Origin of the sequence: Sutterella seckii (genome assembly GCF_009183815.1) — a bacterium.
GTDB lineage: Bacteria > Pseudomonadota > Gammaproteobacteria > Burkholderiales > Burkholderiaceae_F > Sutterella > Sutterella seckii.
This window is the reverse complement of the sequence record NZ_WEHX01000055.1, coordinates 1-15,340: the sequence shown is the minus strand read 5'-3', so window position 1 is coordinate 15,340 and position 15,340 is coordinate 1. Positions and strand designations below refer to the sequence as shown.

Below are 15,340 nucleotides of genomic sequence, written 5' to 3'. Positions count from 1 at the left end.
GAATCCGCCGAAGGCGGAGAGGGCAAAGCCCTCACTGAGCTCAGACTACAACCTACTTTTTAAGAACAAAATCGGCGAAAGCTCACTTGACATTCACCGCGTCTATACGTGTCGCAAGGAAGCAAAGGAACTGATAATTTTACTTTTTCAGAGAAATTTCAAAGAGTTTCAAACGTCCTCCCTACCACGCCGCAGGACAGAAAAATAGATGCATCATTTCTGAAAGGCAAACCACACCGCCAGAACAAGGCAGATGAAGGCCGCAATATGGTTCCAGGCGAGCTTCGTGCCGAAAGCGGCCATCGAGAAGAGGATGAAGATCGTGAGCGTGATCACTTCCTGGATGACCTTGAGTTCAAGAAGCGAGAACGGACCGCCGTTGCCTTCAAAGCCGAGGCGGTTGGCCGGCACCTGGAAGGAATATTCAAAGAGCGCAATGCTCCACGAGAAAAGGACGACCGCCCAGACGGGCCAGAGCGTGATGAGCTTCATGTTCTGGAGCTTGAGGTGGAGGTACCAGGCAAGCGTCATGAAGACGTTCGAGACGATGAGAAGACCGATGGTGGTGAGGCCTTTGGACAGCATGGCGGCGACAGGAAAACAATCATGAGAAAGGCGCCCGCCTCTTTGCGAGGGGACGCCTTGGAACTGGGAAGCATAAAACTTTTCTGCGGATCATTCTTCCCGCGAGGAAGCCGGATTCTATTAATCCTTCAGACCTTCCTCAATAAAGGCCTTGAGCTCGCCCGGGGTCTTCACTTCGACGAGGCGGTTTTCCTGGGGCTTGCCGCCCTTGAAGATGATCATCGTCGGAATGTGCTTCACGTCGTAGGTTTCGCGAATGCCCGGGCATTCATCCACATTGGCGCCCGCGAAAACCATGCGGTCGGAATACTGCTTCGCAAGCGCCATGAGGAAGGGCTGCGCGCGGCGGCAATCGATGCACCAGGGGGCGCCGATCGTGAGCAGAACGGGCTTTTCGGACTTGAGAAGATCGGGGATGGTATCAAGGTTGACTGTGACGAAATCAGACATTTTTTCTCCTTGGGCCGGCTTCGCGTGCCGATCGTATTGAGGCGGCATCGCGGAGGCCAATCAAATGTTCCTCAACTCTACCCGAACGCACGGAAAATCTCTTCTGCCTTTCGGGCGAGATCTGTATCGATCTGCCCATGCCGCCAGCTGACGACACATTTCATTACATCCTCGAACTGACGGTTTTTTGGGGGAATCAGGCTTTCGGGTGATCCGCGCACGGCACCGGGTTCGGTATTATCCGTGGACTTCAGAATTCAATCGGAATGACCGCAACTACTGGTAGATGCCGCGATTCATTTGCGCTAGATATTGTGGTTTGCGTTTCTTCCAGTGCGATTCCCAGCCATGGGTTCGCGCGCTTTTTCGAATAAAAACAAGATGTCAGTAAAGATTGATACGAGCCGGGACGCGCTCTTTGATGAACTCGGACTGATGCGCCTGCGCGAAAGCTACATGCGCCCTGATGAAAAGAGTCCTCAGGAGCGCTTTGCCTTCGTGGCGGAACATTTCGCGAGCAATCCTGAGCACGCGCAGAGGATTTACGACTATGCGAGCCGCCACTGGCTCTCCTTCTCTACGCCGATTCTCTCCTTCGGCCGCGGAAAGCGCGGGCTCCCGATCTCGTGCTTCCTCACCTACATGGAAGACAGCGCCGAAGGGCTCGTCGACACGCTCTCCGAAGTGAACTGGCTCTCGATGCTCGGCGGCGGCGTAGGCATCCACGTGCGCATCAGAAGCGCCGATGAAAAGTCGGTGGGCGTTCTCCCGCACCTCAAGGTCTACGACGCGGCGTGCCTTGCCTACCGCCAGGGCTCCACGCGCCGCGGCTCCTATGCGGCCTTCCTCGACGTGAGCCACCCCGACATCATTCAGTTCATCGAGATGCGCAAGCCCACGGGCGACCAGAACATGAAGGCCCTGAACCTCCATCACGGCGTCAATATTCCCGACGCCTTCATGGAGAAGATTGAGGCCTCGATGCGCGACGCGAATGCGGACGACACGTGGGAGCTTCGGCACCCGACTACGGGCGAGGTCGTCGACCGCGTTTCCGCGCGCGAAATCTGGCAGCGCATTCTGGAAATGCGCATGCATACTGGCGAGCCCTATCTCGTCTTTACGGACACCGCCAACCGCGCGCTCCCCTCGTGGCTGAAGGACAAGGGGCTCCGCATTCACGGCTCCAACCTCTGCACGGAAATCTTCCTTCCGACCTCGCGCGACCGCACCGCCGTCTGCTGCCTCTCATCCCTCAATCTCGAATACTTCGACGAGTGGAAGGACGACCCGCAGTTCATCACGGATGCGATGGAGTTCCTCGACAACGTTCTTCAGTACTTCATCGATCACGCGCCCGATCAGATCGCGCGCGCGAAGTATTCAGCCATGCGCGAGCGCTCCGTGGGTCTGGGAGCAATGGGCTTTCACGCCTATCTCCAGAAGCACGGGATCCCCTTTGAATCCGCGCTCGCCAAGTCAATCAACATGCGGATCTTCCGCCTTATCCGCGAAGGCTGCAAAAAAGCGGACGAAATTCTCTGCAAGTCCCGCGACGCCTGTCCGGATGCGGCGGATTCAGGCGTCGAGCGCCGCTTCTCGCACTGGATGTCGGTGGCGCCCAATGCCTCGTCCTCCCTCATCATGGGCGGAACGTCGCCTTCGATCGAACCCTACCGCGCGAACATCTATCGTCAGGACACGATCTCAGGCGCCTACATCATGAAGAACCGGTTTCTGAAGCAGAAGCTCGCGGAACTCGGTCTCGACAACGACGACGTCTGGGCGGACATCATTGCGCACGACGGCTCCATTCAGCACAGGGAGGACATTCCTCAGGAAGTGCGGGACGTCTTCAAGACCGCCATTGAAATCGATCAGCGCTGGATCATCGACCTCGCGGCCGACCGCCAGCAGTTCATCGATCAGGGTCAGAGCGTGAATCTATTCTTCCCGCCAGACGTTTCGATTGCCTATCTCCACGCCTGCCACTTTCTCGCCTGGAAGAAGGGCCTGAAGTCGCTCTACTACAACCGCTCGGACAAGCTCCGCAAGGCCGACCGCGTCGGCGTCAAGGCCGAACGCCGCCGCATTGAGGACGAAGTCGACATGCGCGCCGTTGCCAACAATTCCGAATGCCTCGCCTGCGAAGGCTGAGAAGCCGCCAAACATTTGTGGAAGCCGAATTCAAATGACCGAAGAACAGAAAAGCGCCGGCGGCCTTCTCGAAGGCCGCAACTACTACAAACCCTTCCAGTACCCGTGGGCCTATGAAGCCTTCATGCAGTCCGAGCAGATGCACTGGCTCTGGACGGAAGTCCCGATGATTGAGGACGTGAAGGACTATCAACAGAAGCTCACTGAAAGCGAAAAGGACTTTCTCACGAAGATCCTGCGCTTCTTCACGCAGGGCGACATCGACGTTTCGGGCGCCTACGTCAACACGTATCTGCCGAAATTCCGCCAGCCTGAAGTCCGCATGATGCTCTCGAGCTTTGCGGCCCGCGAAGCCGTGCACATCGCCGCCTATTCGCATCTCATTGAAACGCTGGGTCTCCCGGAATCGATCTACAACGAGTTCCTGCAGTATGAAGCCATGGCCGACAAGCACGACTTCTTCAATGAGGTCGAGAAGGACGACCAGGACCTGGCCGCCCAGATTGCCGCCTTTTCGGCTTTTACCGAAGGCATGCAGCTCTTCTCGAGCTTCGTGATGCTTCTCAACTTCACGAGAAACGGCACCATGAAGGGCATGGGGCAGATCATCGCCTGGTCGATCGCGGACGAGACGCTGCATACTGAATCCATGACGAAGATCTTCCGCGAATACATCAAGGAAAATCCTGAGCTCTGGACCGACAGGCTCAAGGCCAAGATCTACAGCATCGCGGAAACGATGGTTGATCTCGAAGATAAATTCATCGACCTCGCATTCGGCGTCTCCGAAATGAAGCGCCTCACGCGCGAGGATGTCCGCAGCTACATCCGCTACATCGCCGACCGCCGTCTCATGGGGCTCGGCATGAAGGGGATCTTCCATTCTGAGAAGAATCCGCTCCCCTGGGTGGACGCCATGCTGGGCGTATCTCACACCAACTTTTTTGAAAACCGTGTTGTTGACTATGCCAAGGGCGCTCTAACGGGTGACTGGGGTGATGTTTGGGGTAAGGCATCTGATTGATTATTATGAAATTAAGACTGCAGAAAATTACCTTTTGCAGTCTTAATATTCGCTCTGTAAACAGCCTTAATCCGCCAAAAAACCTCTTTGGTCACCACTCTGGCCACCAGGACTTGTTCAAATTTATTGATCACTTCGAGTTCATTTCACGTTTCGATGAACGTTGCGTAGACGCAAATCACACCCAATCCGTACGCGTGAAGCCGGGCATCAATAACAACTGAGTTGTTACAGCATCGAGCATTCCAACACTAGGTTTCGCATCGAAGCTGAAGCAGAGACGCTGTGAGTAAAAAATAAGGTGCAGTAATAAAAAAAGGCGCCCACCCTCTTCCCAAACGGAAATTAGGTGTGCGCCTTTTTTTAATTCAAGTTTCTTCGACAAAGGAATGAAACCGAAAGCAGCAGTTTGAACGACGATCAGAATCCTTCATTTAAGTAGGCTTCCTGCATGGCAGAATCGTCGTCATCAGCAAACTGAGGCTCACCGAGACTTCTCTGAATAAATGCTTCAGGGAAGAAGTTGTGCGCCCAGTTGCTGACAAGCAGTACGGCTACATCTCCGAGAATGTTCTCGACGATGACGTCCGTATCGTCGCCGTTCATGCGGCCGTGGATAATGTCTCGGCCGATGGCAGTCCTCAAGTCGATGACGCTCTCCATGAGACGCTTCATGTCGTCGAGCGTGACTGCGGCCGTTGAAGATTTGATTGCATGCATGGCAAGCCTCCGTAACCAGTGCTGGAGACTACATGCACCCGGATGGGGGAACAGCGTCCCCGCAGGGTAATTTGATTCTCCGGCTCAAACGAAATGGTTGAGCGATTCGGAAAGAACACTCAATGTCCGACTTCACTTTCTATGCAGGAAGTGCCATCAAAGCGGCTGGAATCTTCATCATCCGTTACGGCTCTTCCCATGGCAGCTTCCATCTGGAACTGAATGTTTCGGTAGCCTTTCAGCGACCCGCTATTTAATGTATGGAATCCCTTGATTTTTTCCGCTCTGGGAATTCGCAGACGCCATTTCCTGACAAAGCAAGGAGGCATCTTAAGATCATCTCCGATGACCGTGCCCGCTGAGGAAGCGCAGAGCTTTCTCAGAGCGCTTCTTTTGCTTTCCCGACATTACGATGAATTCATCCATACCGTCAATTCCGTATGAGTAGCTGGCGTCATTTCGAAAAAGGAACGATCGGATCTCATCCGGCATTGGGAGTGGTGGCTCAATACGGTCGCCAGATATTAGCCTTGACGGAGGATGATATTGAAATGCCGGTTTCTGAAAAGGAAATTGAAGAATGAGGCTGAATGTTCGCAGAGTACTATGCCTGGAATATCAAGTCCGAATTTTCACATCGACATTGCTTCCCATGCTGTGGAATAGAGCAGATGCAGCATCAGAAATATCTGCACTTCCAATGAATCAAATAAACTTTAAATCAGCGTGGCATAATTGAGCATCTATTTTGGAATCTCAGCTATTCATCCCCCTTCATCTGCAGCCTGGATGTGCCGCATCGAAATGAAGATTTCAGTTGGGGAACCTGAAGCGGGATTCTTTTCACGCAATCCAGGGATCATAGATATGGATACCAATGCTTTTGATTTCAATTCCGTCGCCGGCAGACTCAGCGAAGTCGAAGAAAAGCAGAAGGCGCTCGATGCCGAGCGGGCAGCTCTCCGCGCCGACGTTCTCGCGCAGTGCCGCAAGTACGCTGAAATGTTCAAGTTCACAGCCAAGGAACTTGGCATAGCCTACGAAGCCGCAGCCGCTCAGCCCAAACGTGTTCGCTCCGCCGCTCCTGTGAAGCCCAAGTACAAAAACCCGGACGGTGAGGAAACCTGGTCCGGCCGAGGCGCCAGGAAGCCGGAATGGTTTCAGAAGGCAATTGATGCCGGATTCTCGCCCCAGGATATGTTAATCGAGCAGCAGTAATCATAATTCGATGGCATTTCAGCCCTTGACCCCATCAAGGGCTTATTTTTCTGCTGCCACGCGCGGAATATATACGTTATCGATGTTTGTATAATATTTGTCAATCATTTAGCGGGAATCGACTATCTAAAAGAATATGAATTCAGCAGTACCCTACTCTAAGCCTTGGCTGTCCTACGCTGATCAGATTACTCTTTTGCAGAGCCGTGGATTGATAATTACAGACCACGCTTTGGCAATAGAGCACCTCGAAAGAATCGGCTACTATAGACTCAGTGGTTACCTTTATCCCTTTAGAACAACTGTTAAAACGCAAACCAACAAAATAGAAGTTAGAGATCAATTCAAATTGGGAACTAGCTTTGGTGATATAGCAGCGCTGTACGTCTTTGATAAATCCTTGAGGCTTCTCTTAATGGACGCATTGGAGCGTATAGAGGTTGCTTTACGGGCTAAATTCGCTTATCTTTTAGGCAAGTACGACCCTTTAGGTTATTTATTAACGAAGCCATCATTTAGTTGATGCAACTCAGATAACATCATTGATTAACTTGAATTTTCATTGATCCATACGTAACTAATGGATGATTGCCTTAATAGATCCTGCATTTTATGATTCTGGGAATGCTTCCTTTTCGTTTCCAGATTTTTCGCAAAATTTATATCGATTAATTACAAAATCGAAATCTGAATGTATTGTTGTCAATGTGGCCCATTATGGAACTGACTTACCTATCTGGATCGCTTGTCAGGCGTGGGATTTTGGAACAGTTAAGTGGCTCTATAAAGGCCTGAAATCGCAATTTAAAAAGGAAATATCGAGAGAATTTAACGTCAGCAGGCCGTCTACATTTGAATCGTGGCTTCTTTCTCTTAATTACTTAAGAAACATCTGTGCGCATCATGGCCGTCTTTGGAACTTAAATATGATTTGTAATCCTAGTTTCAAAGGAACCAGTTTGGACTTGAAGCATGCAGGAATTAATCAAAATCGATGCTTTGCATTGATTTGCGTGATTTCTTACTTACTTGGAATAATTTGTCCGAGGTCTCAATGGAAAAGTAGATTAAATAAATTGATTAAAGACTTCCCTGATTTATCTCATATCCAAGTGGCCCCATACGAGAATCAAGCAAGCTTAACTATCCAGGCAGCGGGCTTTCCGAAAGATTGGGGTGGTTTCTAATAATTCGTTTTTCCAAAAAAGAAAGCCCCCGGCTGTAGGCAACTAATGTCACCAAACCGGGGGTCATGCTTTTGTTATTAGAGCAAAGTTTAAGCTAACTGTCAATAATTCGTTTACAATTTTATGTAAATATTTATATAAAACAATAATATACGTATTGTTGTGCGTTTAATACATCTTTTCGCCATGCAGATCTTGCTCTTCGGATCTGCAGCGTCCTCCCGGGATATCTAAATGAACGGACTGCAGGCAGCCATTCGCAGGTTCCGTGCATCAGGCCGCACTAACGTCCCATGCTTACTGAAGTAACGCTGCTGTGCCGAACTTTGCAAGTCAAGACTGTCACCCGGCGGATGGCCTTCAGATCGAGAGAGGCGCTAGCACTATTTCGACGAAACGAAGGGACCCAGTGCAAAGAGGAGCATTGGGTTGCCTTCGCGCGCATATGCAAAGCCATTTTTCAGATAAAAGTGCTCAGCTTCTTCGGAAATAGGATGAACAACTACAGCCGCAACACCGATGGACTTTGCAATTTCAATAGAGGCTCTGATGGCAGCTAAAAGCATTGATTTTCCAAGACCGCGGCCTGCGTATTTTTTATCTACAGCGAGCCGGCCGAGCAGAATCGTCGGGACCGGGTTCGGCATATTCCTTCGGTATTTGGCTTTTAAATCGCCATGCTCGACCGAATGAGCGGCAAGGCAGAAATACCCTGCGAGTTCGCCCGACTCAGTGGATACAACATATGTGCGGCTGCCTCCCGTCTTATCGTTGTGAGCAAGCCACCGATTGAGAGGTTCGGAACCGCAGTCAAATCCGGGCAATCTGGCCTCATCTGCCTGCTGCAGCGGCCGGGGCGGCAGAAAGCTGGCCATCAATCCTCCCAGACAGGCTTGAATTCAAGAAGGCGTTTCCGCGCAGCACTGACCGCAGGATCAGCTTCGGGATTGATGACTTTATCCATGAAGGCATCAAAATCCTCGGCAGACAATCGGGTTGCGCCGCTTTCCTCCCGAAGCTCGAGGTTCAGGTTTCGAATCGCTTCCACAACCAGCGATGTCTTGGTTCGTCCGGTTGACTCGGCTAAAGAGTTAAGAACTGAGTTGTCGAAGTCGCTAAGTCGCAGGTTCAAAGTCGGCACAATGATCCCCGTAATGAAAATTGCTTTACAACATTTAGTCTATCAGCAAATGACAGTCGCTAAAGCCTGATGTTCATATTCCGCGGGAGCGCACGAAGGTCTCATCATTGAAGGATCTTCCCGGCGATAAGGTAATCCTCTCAGAGTTCTGCAATCTTTTCACCATTACTCCGTCTCCTCCTGAAAACCTCGAATCTCATTGAACACAGCTTGAGATCCCGTAGATGCTGCTCGCCTGGAGTACGGATCCAGCCAGAAATACGGGTGCGCACGACATGCATCAAAAGATCATCTGCTTCAGATCCGCATTTCTTTTCAAGAGCATGGGACTGTATTTCCTCAGCAGAAAAGGCTGCACCTTTACCGCCTGTCGCGTAAAAATTACGCATTCAAATTTTTAAAATGGACATTTAGTCCATACAACTGTAATAATTACGCGCACCCCGGACAAATCGGCCATCATTAACGCCTCGATGCCTTTCACAGGGGCTAGAGGAGGAGATGAGAAATGCGATTGTCCGCCCTTAAATCGTTAACGACCGAAGAGTGCCGCCGCAGGCTTGCGGCAGGGCAGATCACCCGGTTCCAGTCAATGTTTCGAGACTATCTCAACGGCGAAATCAGCTGGCCGCAGTACTGCGGTCCGGATGTAGCGTCCTTGCGCGAACGGCTCAACCTTACTCAGGAAGCCCTTGCCGCACTTCTCAAGGTGTCGCCCAAGACGGTATTCCGCTGGGAGGCCGAAGCAGAAACGATCCAGCCCAACTACTGCATTGCGCTCTGCATGCTCGACAAGCTCGGCGAAGGCGTATTCACGCTGATGGATGAGCACCAGAAGCACTTCACGCTCGAAGCCGCTCCAGAGAGACAGTCCCCGCCTGCCGGAGGATGAAACCGAATTGACTGACTTCCTCTCGGAAAAGCGGCGAAGCTCCAAAACACAGAGTAATACCGAGGAACCACAGCCTGTACTCAGAAAGTTTTCGAACGATCCCGAGACAATTGAACTCAGCAATCAGCAATTACAGTCTCTCCTTGATGAAATTGCTTTGCCGCCTGACGATGAAGTAAAAGCCCGTCGTCGTCATCTGATGAGTTATGAGCTATGGAAATAACCGGCGTATCGAGGCCTCAGGAAATCAGTCCCGATATTTCTTCTGATGCATTAGAAGCGTTTGACTGCGAAGTTCCAGTTCTCAATGACTGGCTTCGTTCGCGTGTTTTTCTGAGTGAAAAGTTCAGCGGCAGAAGCACATATGTCGTACTGACGCCGGAGGGATATATCGCCGGCTATTTCTGCCTGAGCAATGCCGTCATTTCAGGTGATCGCTTATCTCCAGCGGAACGCAGAAACAAACTGGATCCGATGCCCTGCTTGCTGCTGGTCAGACTAGCTGTGGACCGGAATTGGAAGAATAAAGGTCTAGGCAAAGCGATGCTTGTTGAAGCGCTGAAAATCACAAAAGAAATTACCGACATATCAAATATTTATGCGTTAGTCGTTGAACCTGGAAGCGAGTCAGAATCATCCTTCTACGAGCATTTCGGCTTTCGCAAGTGCAAATCAGGCGAAATCCCAATACTCTTTTTTGAAATAGGGAATCCCGAAGTAGGTAATGATGATGGTAAATCGAAACGCATGACTACCAAAGAGCGAAAAGAATTGCAGTCTATACTGGCGAAAATTACTCCTGAAAACCTTCATACGCGCATGGATTTTGGCAATCCCATTGGAAATGAACAGCTATAGTTAATCCATTGACGTCCATGCAAAATGAATGACATTCGAAAATATGATCGCACTAAGTCAATGGAAAATAATTTAAGTAAATCAATCAATCAAATCCAAATCGTTTACAAATACATATAATACATATTAGATTCTCCAATAGCAAAGCGATGGAGTTATGCTGCTGAAAGATGCTCATGCGACTTTAGCCGATACTCCTTTATCATTTTACGTGCAAATATTCCAATACCTGTTGCAAAAGAAAAATGGCATTCTGATTACAACAATGCTGGAATATCGTTCAATGACGCTTATACCGCTTTTCATTACTTAAGAACATAAAAAGCACGGGCGGTTCAATCGCAACCCGGGGATTCTTGGATTCCTGAAGAAGCGGCCAAGCTCCGCTCATTCGTCAGAGATTCTTCTTCGTCAATACACCCTCGGCTGAAGCCGAAGGCTTGTGAAAGCAGGCCTTGATTGACTAGTCCCAGTGATCCGAACGGATAAAACCGCAAGGAGAACTACGTTGGTTGGGAATTCATAGGCACCGCGGGATGTACATCCTAGTCCCGCGCTCTGCGGCAGGTGATTAAAAGCTCTGAGGGAAAGGAGCGGTGTCCCCTGCATCAAACCCCTTCCAACATCGACGAAGGATGCTTACTGCCCGAAAGGGCATGGAGACAAAACTTGAGAGTATTTGTTATCAACCAGCGTGGCAAACCCTTAATGCCATGCTCTCCTGCAAAGGCACGCGTGCTTCTGCGGGAAAAGAAGGTACGCGTGAAGCGCCGCACTCCCTTTACGATTCAGCTCACGACGGCAACGGGCGAAGCCAGGCAGGACGTCTCTCTTGGAGTTGACGCAGGGTACAGGCACGTCGGCCTCTCTGCTTCCACCGAAAAGGCCGAGCTCTATGCCAGTGAAGCAGTACTGCGCGACGACATCACGGATCTCCTGTCTGCGCGCTTGGCTCTTCGGCGTGCTCGCCGCAATCGCAAGACCCGCTATCGTGCGCCAAGATTCAGCAATCGTGTTCACAGCAAGAACAAGGGCTGGCTGGCACCTTCGGTCGAGCACAAAATAGCCTCGCACCTGAAGCTTGTCGAGAATGTCTGCAGGCTCCTGCCTGTAACGAATATCACGGTGGAAACAGCGAGCTTCGATATGCAGGCCATCAAGAACCCGGACATTAAGGGCACGGAGTATCAGCAGGGTGAACAGCTCGGTTTCTGGAACGTGCGCGAGTACGTTCTTTGGCGTGATGGTCACCAGTGTCAGCACTGCAGGGGAAAGTCGGGAGACCCGATCCTGAACGTGCATCATCTCGAAAGCCGGCGCACCGGGGGCGACGCCCCCAACAACCTCGTGACGCTTTGCGAGACATGCCACAAGGCATATCACGCAGGTCGGATCGACCTGAAGCTGAAGCGCGGCAGGTCCATGAGGGCAGAAGCCTTTATGGGAATCATGCGGTGGACGTTCTTCTACCGGCTGAAGGAGATTCACGCAGACAAAACGGTTGAGAACACCTACGGCTATTTGACGAAGCACACACGCATCACGCACGGGATCGAGAAATCCCACTGCGCCGATGCGTACTGCATTGCAGGCAACCTGAGCGCAGAGCGTCTGCCGGAATACCTATACCAAAAGCAGGTAAGGAAGCACAACCGTCAGATTCACAAGCTGACGATCGGCAGGGGCGGCATTCGCAAGCGCCAGCAGACCCCGTTCGAGGTGAAAGGCTTCCGGCTGTTTGACAAAGTGCGCCTTGGCGGCGAGGAGGGCTATATTTTCGGAAGAAGAAGCAGCGGTTATTTTGATGTTCGCCGACTCGACGGACAAAAACTCTCAGCAGGCGTCAGTTTTAAGAAACTGCATCTGCTCGAAAAACGAAAGACTTACCTGACGGTGCTCCTCCCTCGTCTGAAGACGAAGGTTTCCGCACCTTAATTAGTCTATGAAGGAAATCGGCGAAGTCATGTTCCAGGCGCCGTTGGAGTTGATGGAGCGCGCATGGAAGCCTCTCGGCGTCTTGTAGTACTCCCAGTAGTCCTTCACGAACTGCGGCTCGTCGCCCTTCAATTTCTCCGGAAGGCCGGGGGCCGGCGCATAGGTCCCGGACGCATAGTCCTTCGTGCGCTGGGCGTTCAGCTTCTCGCGGAGCGCGTAGCGGGCATCCGCATCCATGGCGTCGAAGTAGCCGCGGGCGTTGACGCGGCTCATGTCGTACATGGTCGAGGCAACCGTCGCCTTGATGCGCGTATCCATGGAGGCAGCGTTCACGGCCATGCCGCCGAACCCGCAGATGCCGATGAGACCGATATGGTCAGGGTTGACTTCGGGCGAGGTCGAGAGGTAATCCACGGCAACACTGAAGTCTTCCGTGTTGATGTCGGGCGACGCCACATTCCTCGGCTCTCCGCCGCTTTCGCCCGTGTAGGACGGGTCAAACGCAATCGTGAAGAACCCGCGCTCCGCCATGGTCTGCGCGTAGAGCCCCGAAGCCTGCTCCTTCACCGCGCCGAAAGGCCCGCTCACGGCAATCGCGGGAAGCTTGCCTTTGGCATCTTTGGGCTTATAGAGGTCCGCGGCCAGCGTGATGCCGTAGCGGTTTTTGAAGGTGATCTTGCGGTGCTCGACCTTGTCGCTCTGAGCGAAGGTCTTGTCCCAGGTCGCTGCAAGCCTGAGGCCGGAATCGCTTGCCGCAGCGCTTTCGTCAACAGTCGCGGCAGCAGAGACGGAGCTTGCCGCGGCAATCCCAACTGCAAGACCGGCAGCCAATGCTTTCTTCATGGTGATTCCTTCCCGAAAGAGAGATCGTTTGCGAGCCTCAATGCGATTGAATCGCCGGGCTCTTCCGTATTGAGAAAGAAGGTTAAGGAACCCTAAATAAAATAGCTAATACTTATATTTTATATCTGTATATGCCTTATAGGCATATTGAAGAAGTCAAAAGTTTGAAGCCTTACAGTCTGGTAGCAGAAGGCTCCAAAAAATCCCTGAGATCAACCGGTCCTGCCGCCCTGAGCGCCCTGAAGCACCCTCTCGCGGCCCTTTGAGGCATACCACGCGCCGCCCGCTTCATAGCGAAGACGGCGCTTGTCGAGCGGAAGATCCTCTTCCGGCAGAGGCCTTCCCTCGTGCCAAAGATCCCCATCCACCCATGCCTCTTCGGCGACTCCAAAGAGAAGCGCATTGGGGAACTGAGGGAGCCCCTCCTTGACGCGCCGCAAAATCACCCATGCGCTGCAGCCGGCAGGGAAAGGCAGTACCCTCAAGCCGGGAAGAAACCCGAGGCCCGCATGGGAAAGCTTCTCCGGGTCCTCGTGCATCGTCGTTGTGCCGAGTCTGAAGACGGTCTCCGCCATTCCGGCCGTGGGCGTTGCGAGGAGAAAGCGATCCGAGACTTCCGCGAGCTCCCGGGTGCAGTGGTTGGGGCCGGCCGTGAAGAGCACCCGATCGAGCCCCCAAGGGGCGCACCAGCCGCAGGGCATCACGTCGAATTTGCCCTCAGAGCCCGCGCCGAAAAGCACGAGGCCCCCGTCGTTAAAGCAGCGGAAGACATCGTTGAGCGGAATTTGAATGAGCGGCATGGCCCTTTGCCTCTTTAAACTGCAGATCGAATGCAATTGATTCTCGTTATTGGCGACGACTATAACACCGCCTCCTCAAAACAAAAAGCCCGCCGGCAGTCAGTCATCCATCAGGAAGATGACTGCCGCCTGCGGGCTTATTTGGCGTCAGAAGAAGCTCAGGAGATCAGAGCGACGCGCGGAGGATGGCGAGAATGCCTTCCTTGTCGAGCGGACGGAAGGCGCCTTCAAGCGGGAACCAGTGCTTGAGCACATGGTCGGCCATGGCTTCGAAGTGTTCGTCCGTCACATGGAGGTCGGAGAGCTTTGCGGGAAGACCGATCGACTTGAAGAAGTCGGCCGTCAGGTCAATCGCCTTGTTCGCGGTTTCCATGGGGTCGGCCGCCGGATCAAGCCCCCAGACGCGCACGCCGTATTGAGCAAAACGGGGAGCGGTCTCGGGCGTGAGGGTCCAGCGCATCCAGTTCGGGGTAATGATGGCGAGGCCCGCCCCGTGCGTGATGTCCGTGTAGGCCGAGATCTCGTGCTCAATCCCGTGGCAGGGCCAGGCGGAGCCCGAACGGCCGATCGAGAGAATGCCGCAGCAGCCGAAGGAGCTCGCCATCATGAGCTGGGCTCTCGCCTCGTAGTCGTCGGGACGGCGTATCGCCTCGGGCGCGTATTTGATTACGGTGCGCAGCATCGCCTCGCACATGCCGTCGGTGAGCTCGTTCCCGTCCTTCACGAAATACTGCTCAAACGTGTGGGACATGATGTCCGCCGCACCCGCGGCGGTATGCCACGCCGGAACCGTAAAGGTATAGGTCGGATCCATGATGGAAGCGGCCGGGAAGAGATTGGGCGCCGCGAGGAAGAGCGTCTCGTCCGTATCCGGGTTCGAAATGACGCCCGAATTGTCGTATTCGCTGCCCGTTGCGGCAAGGGTCAGCACGGCATAGAAGGGAAGCGTGCGGCCGATCTTCGAGGAGTCGTACATGAGGTCCCAGGCATCGCCTTCATAGAAGGTGCCGGCCGAAATGCACTTCGTGCCGTCGATGACGCTTCCGCCGCCCACCGCCACGATGAAGTCGATCTTTTCGCGGCGGCAGAGTTCAATCGCTTTTCTGAGCGTCCCGATCTTCGGGTTGGGCTCGATGCCGCCGAACTCGAAAAGAGTGAGCCCCGAGAGCTGCGCCTTCACGGCGTCCAGAAGTCCGCTCTTCACGACGCTCCCGCCGCCGTAGGTGATGAGAACGCGTTCGCCCTTCCCGGCAACGAGCTTTCCTAATTCATTGACGCGGCCCTTGCCGAAAACAATGTGGGTCGGAAGATAAAGATCAAAATTCTGCATTTTTTAGGGTCTCCAAAATCAATTCCTGTTGGAAGGAACTGACGGAAATTCTAGGGAGAGAGGGATTACCCGAATATCCCGATTCTGCCCGTGAATTGCCTTATTAACATAGGCACAAAATAGTTGACAAGCGGCTACGGTTATGTTATAATTGATAAATGAGTTACGAAGATAAAACCACCACAACCCTCGACGGCCGC

General features: G+C 52.7%; 19 protein-coding genes. 11 read left to right on the top strand and 8 right to left on the bottom strand.

Translation table 11 applies throughout. The annotated features are described in order from the left end of the window. Window positions 1-213: 213 nt before the first annotated feature. Window positions 214-585, bottom strand: coding sequence for a DMT family protein (locus tag GBM95_RS08100; RefSeq protein ID WP_152158627.1), 372 nt, complete (start codon window positions 583-585; stop codon window positions 214-216). Window positions 586-705: 120 nt separating this feature from the next. After that, window positions 706-1,035 (bottom strand): thioredoxin family protein, encoded by a 330-nt coding sequence (locus GBM95_RS08095; RefSeq protein ID WP_152158626.1) that lies wholly within the window; start codon window positions 1,033-1,035, stop codon window positions 706-708. Window positions 1,036-1,383: 348 nt separating this feature from the next. Between GBM95_RS08095 and GBM95_RS08090 the strand changes: the two genes are divergently transcribed. Next, a complete protein-coding gene (locus tag GBM95_RS08090; RefSeq protein ID WP_152158625.1) occupies window positions 1,384-3,192 on the top strand; it encodes a ribonucleoside-diphosphate reductase subunit alpha in 1,809 nt (602 codons plus the stop codon). Between the two features lie 34 nt (window positions 3,193-3,226). Continuing rightward, window positions 3,227-4,216: a ribonucleotide-diphosphate reductase subunit beta gene (locus GBM95_RS08085; protein WP_139687231.1), complete on the top strand. Its 990-nt coding sequence runs from the start codon at window positions 3,227-3,229 to the stop codon at window positions 4,214-4,216. A gap of 420 nt (window positions 4,217-4,636) precedes the next feature. On the opposite strand, the gene GBM95_RS08080 is transcribed toward GBM95_RS08085, so the two are convergent. Then, complete coding sequence (locus GBM95_RS08080; protein ID WP_152158624.1) at window positions 4,637-4,936, bottom strand: hypothetical protein; 300 nt, start codon at window positions 4,934-4,936, stop codon at window positions 4,637-4,639. A gap of 122 nt (window positions 4,937-5,058) precedes the next feature. Here GBM95_RS08080 and GBM95_RS13045 point away from each other — a divergent pair, with 122 nt between their 5' ends. The 5 genes from GBM95_RS13045 (at window position 5,059) to GBM95_RS13035 (ending at window position 7,341) form a co-directional block, all read left to right on the top strand. After that, window positions 5,059-5,193, top strand: coding sequence for a hypothetical protein (locus tag GBM95_RS13045; RefSeq protein WP_264298095.1), 135 nt, complete (start codon window positions 5,059-5,061; stop codon window positions 5,191-5,193). Between the two features lie 183 nt (window positions 5,194-5,376). Then, window positions 5,377-5,520, top strand: a complete 144-nt coding sequence (locus tag GBM95_RS12335; protein ID WP_193222625.1) for a hypothetical protein — start codon at window positions 5,377-5,379, stop codon at window positions 5,518-5,520. A 205-nt stretch (window positions 5,521-5,725) separates the two neighbouring features. Continuing rightward, window positions 5,726-6,154, top strand: a complete 429-nt coding sequence (locus GBM95_RS08075; protein WP_152158623.1) for an H-NS histone family protein — start codon at window positions 5,726-5,728, stop codon at window positions 6,152-6,154. Window positions 6,155-6,290: 136 nt separating this feature from the next. Then, window positions 6,291-6,677 carry an Abi family protein gene (locus GBM95_RS13040; RefSeq protein WP_152158622.1) on the top strand — a complete coding sequence of 129 codons (387 nt, stop codon included), beginning with the start codon at window positions 6,291-6,293 and terminating at the stop codon, window positions 6,675-6,677. Window positions 6,678-6,738: 61 nt separating this feature from the next. After that, entirely contained in the window at window positions 6,739-7,341 is a 603-nt protein-coding gene (locus GBM95_RS13035) for an Abi family protein (RefSeq protein ID WP_152158621.1), read from the top strand. A 383-nt stretch (window positions 7,342-7,724) separates the two neighbouring features. Here GBM95_RS13035 and GBM95_RS08060 read toward each other — a convergent pair whose 3' ends face one another. After that, window positions 7,725-8,216 (bottom strand): GNAT family N-acetyltransferase, encoded by a 492-nt coding sequence (locus GBM95_RS08060; protein ID WP_152158620.1) that lies wholly within the window; start codon window positions 8,214-8,216, stop codon window positions 7,725-7,727. Beyond that, window positions 8,216-8,482, bottom strand: a complete 267-nt coding sequence (locus tag GBM95_RS08055; RefSeq protein ID WP_193222624.1) for a type II toxin -antitoxin system TacA 1-like antitoxin — start codon at window positions 8,480-8,482, stop codon at window positions 8,216-8,218. Before GBM95_RS08055 ends, GBM95_RS08060 begins: the two co-directional genes overlap by 1 nt. 508 nt (window positions 8,483-8,990) lie before the next feature. On the opposite strand from GBM95_RS08055, the gene GBM95_RS08050 reads away from it, so the two are divergent. The 4 genes from GBM95_RS08050 (at window position 8,991) to iscB (ending at window position 12,167) form a co-directional block, all read left to right on the top strand. Continuing rightward, a complete protein-coding gene (locus GBM95_RS08050; protein ID WP_226963233.1) occupies window positions 8,991-9,374 on the top strand; it encodes a helix-turn-helix domain-containing protein in 384 nt (127 codons plus the stop codon). A gap of 7 nt (window positions 9,375-9,381) precedes the next feature. Next, entirely contained in the window at window positions 9,382-9,597 is a 216-nt protein-coding gene (locus GBM95_RS08045; RefSeq protein ID WP_152158618.1) for a hypothetical protein, read from the top strand. Continuing rightward, window positions 9,588-10,232, top strand: a complete 645-nt coding sequence (locus GBM95_RS08040; RefSeq protein WP_152158617.1) for a GNAT family N-acetyltransferase — start codon at window positions 9,588-9,590, stop codon at window positions 10,230-10,232. The genes GBM95_RS08045 and GBM95_RS08040 overlap by 10 nt, the downstream gene beginning before the upstream one ends. 567 nt (window positions 10,233-10,799) lie before the next feature. Continuing rightward, window positions 10,800-12,167, top strand: a complete 1,368-nt coding sequence (iscB, locus tag GBM95_RS08035; RefSeq protein WP_264298094.1) for an RNA-guided endonuclease IscB — start codon at window positions 10,800-10,802, stop codon at window positions 12,165-12,167. Here the strand turns inward: iscB and GBM95_RS08030 are convergent, their stop codons facing one another. The 3 genes from GBM95_RS08030 to GBM95_RS08020 all read right to left on the bottom strand — a co-directional run bounded on the left by GBM95_RS08030 (window position 12,168) and on the right by GBM95_RS08020 (window position 15,140). Then, window positions 12,168-13,010, bottom strand: coding sequence for an alpha/beta hydrolase (locus GBM95_RS08030; protein ID WP_152158615.1), 843 nt, complete (start codon window positions 13,008-13,010; stop codon window positions 12,168-12,170). It abuts the gene before it with no gap. A gap of 212 nt (window positions 13,011-13,222) precedes the next feature. Continuing rightward, the gene (locus tag GBM95_RS08025) at window positions 13,223-13,810 is read right to left on the bottom strand and encodes a hypothetical protein (protein ID WP_152158614.1); all 588 of its coding nucleotides are present in this window, start codon (window positions 13,808-13,810) and stop codon (window positions 13,223-13,225) included. A 166-nt stretch (window positions 13,811-13,976) separates the two neighbouring features. Beyond that, on the bottom strand, window positions 13,977-15,140 hold the full coding sequence (locus tag GBM95_RS08020) for an iron-containing alcohol dehydrogenase (protein ID WP_152158613.1): 1,164 nt from the start codon (window positions 15,138-15,140) through the stop codon (window positions 13,977-13,979). Window positions 15,141-15,340 lie beyond the last annotated feature (200 nt).

Coding starts and splice junctions, on each gene's coding strand:
- GBM95_RS08100 (WP_152158627.1), bottom strand. CDS start 585: ATGCTGTCCAAAGGCCTCACCACCATCGGTCTTCTCATCGTCTCGAAC.
- GBM95_RS08095 (WP_152158626.1), bottom strand. CDS start 1,035: ATGTCTGATTTCGTCACAGTCAACCTTGATACCATCCCCGATCTTCTC.
- GBM95_RS08090 (WP_152158625.1), top strand. CDS start 1,384: ATGGGTTCGCGCGCTTTTTCGAATAAAAACAAGATGTCAGTAAAGATT.
- GBM95_RS08085 (WP_139687231.1), top strand. CDS start 3,227: ATGACCGAAGAACAGAAAAGCGCCGGCGGCCTTCTCGAAGGCCGCAAC.
- GBM95_RS08080 (WP_152158624.1), bottom strand. CDS start 4,936: ATGCATGCAATCAAATCTTCAACGGCCGCAGTCACGCTCGACGACATG.
- GBM95_RS13045 (WP_264298095.1), top strand. CDS start 5,059: ATGTCCGACTTCACTTTCTATGCAGGAAGTGCCATCAAAGCGGCTGGA.
- GBM95_RS12335 (WP_193222625.1), top strand. CDS start 5,377: ATGAGTAGCTGGCGTCATTTCGAAAAAGGAACGATCGGATCTCATCCG.
- GBM95_RS08075 (WP_152158623.1), top strand. CDS start 5,726: ATGTGCCGCATCGAAATGAAGATTTCAGTTGGGGAACCTGAAGCGGGA.
- GBM95_RS13040 (WP_152158622.1), top strand. CDS start 6,291: ATGAATTCAGCAGTACCCTACTCTAAGCCTTGGCTGTCCTACGCTGAT.
- GBM95_RS13035 (WP_152158621.1), top strand. CDS start 6,739: ATGATTGCCTTAATAGATCCTGCATTTTATGATTCTGGGAATGCTTCC.
- GBM95_RS08060 (WP_152158620.1), bottom strand. CDS start 8,216: ATGGCCAGCTTTCTGCCGCCCCGGCCGCTGCAGCAGGCAGATGAGGCC.
- GBM95_RS08050 (WP_226963233.1), top strand. CDS start 8,991: ATGCGATTGTCCGCCCTTAAATCGTTAACGACCGAAGAGTGCCGCCGC.
- GBM95_RS08040 (WP_152158617.1), top strand. CDS start 9,588: ATGGAAATAACCGGCGTATCGAGGCCTCAGGAAATCAGTCCCGATATT.
- GBM95_RS08030 (WP_152158615.1), bottom strand. CDS start 13,010: ATGAAGAAAGCATTGGCTGCCGGTCTTGCAGTTGGGATTGCCGCGGCA.
- GBM95_RS08025 (WP_152158614.1), bottom strand. CDS start 13,810: ATGCCGCTCATTCAAATTCCGCTCAACGATGTCTTCCGCTGCTTTAAC.
- GBM95_RS08020 (WP_152158613.1), bottom strand. CDS start 15,140: ATGCAGAATTTTGATCTTTATCTTCCGACCCACATTGTTTTCGGCAAG.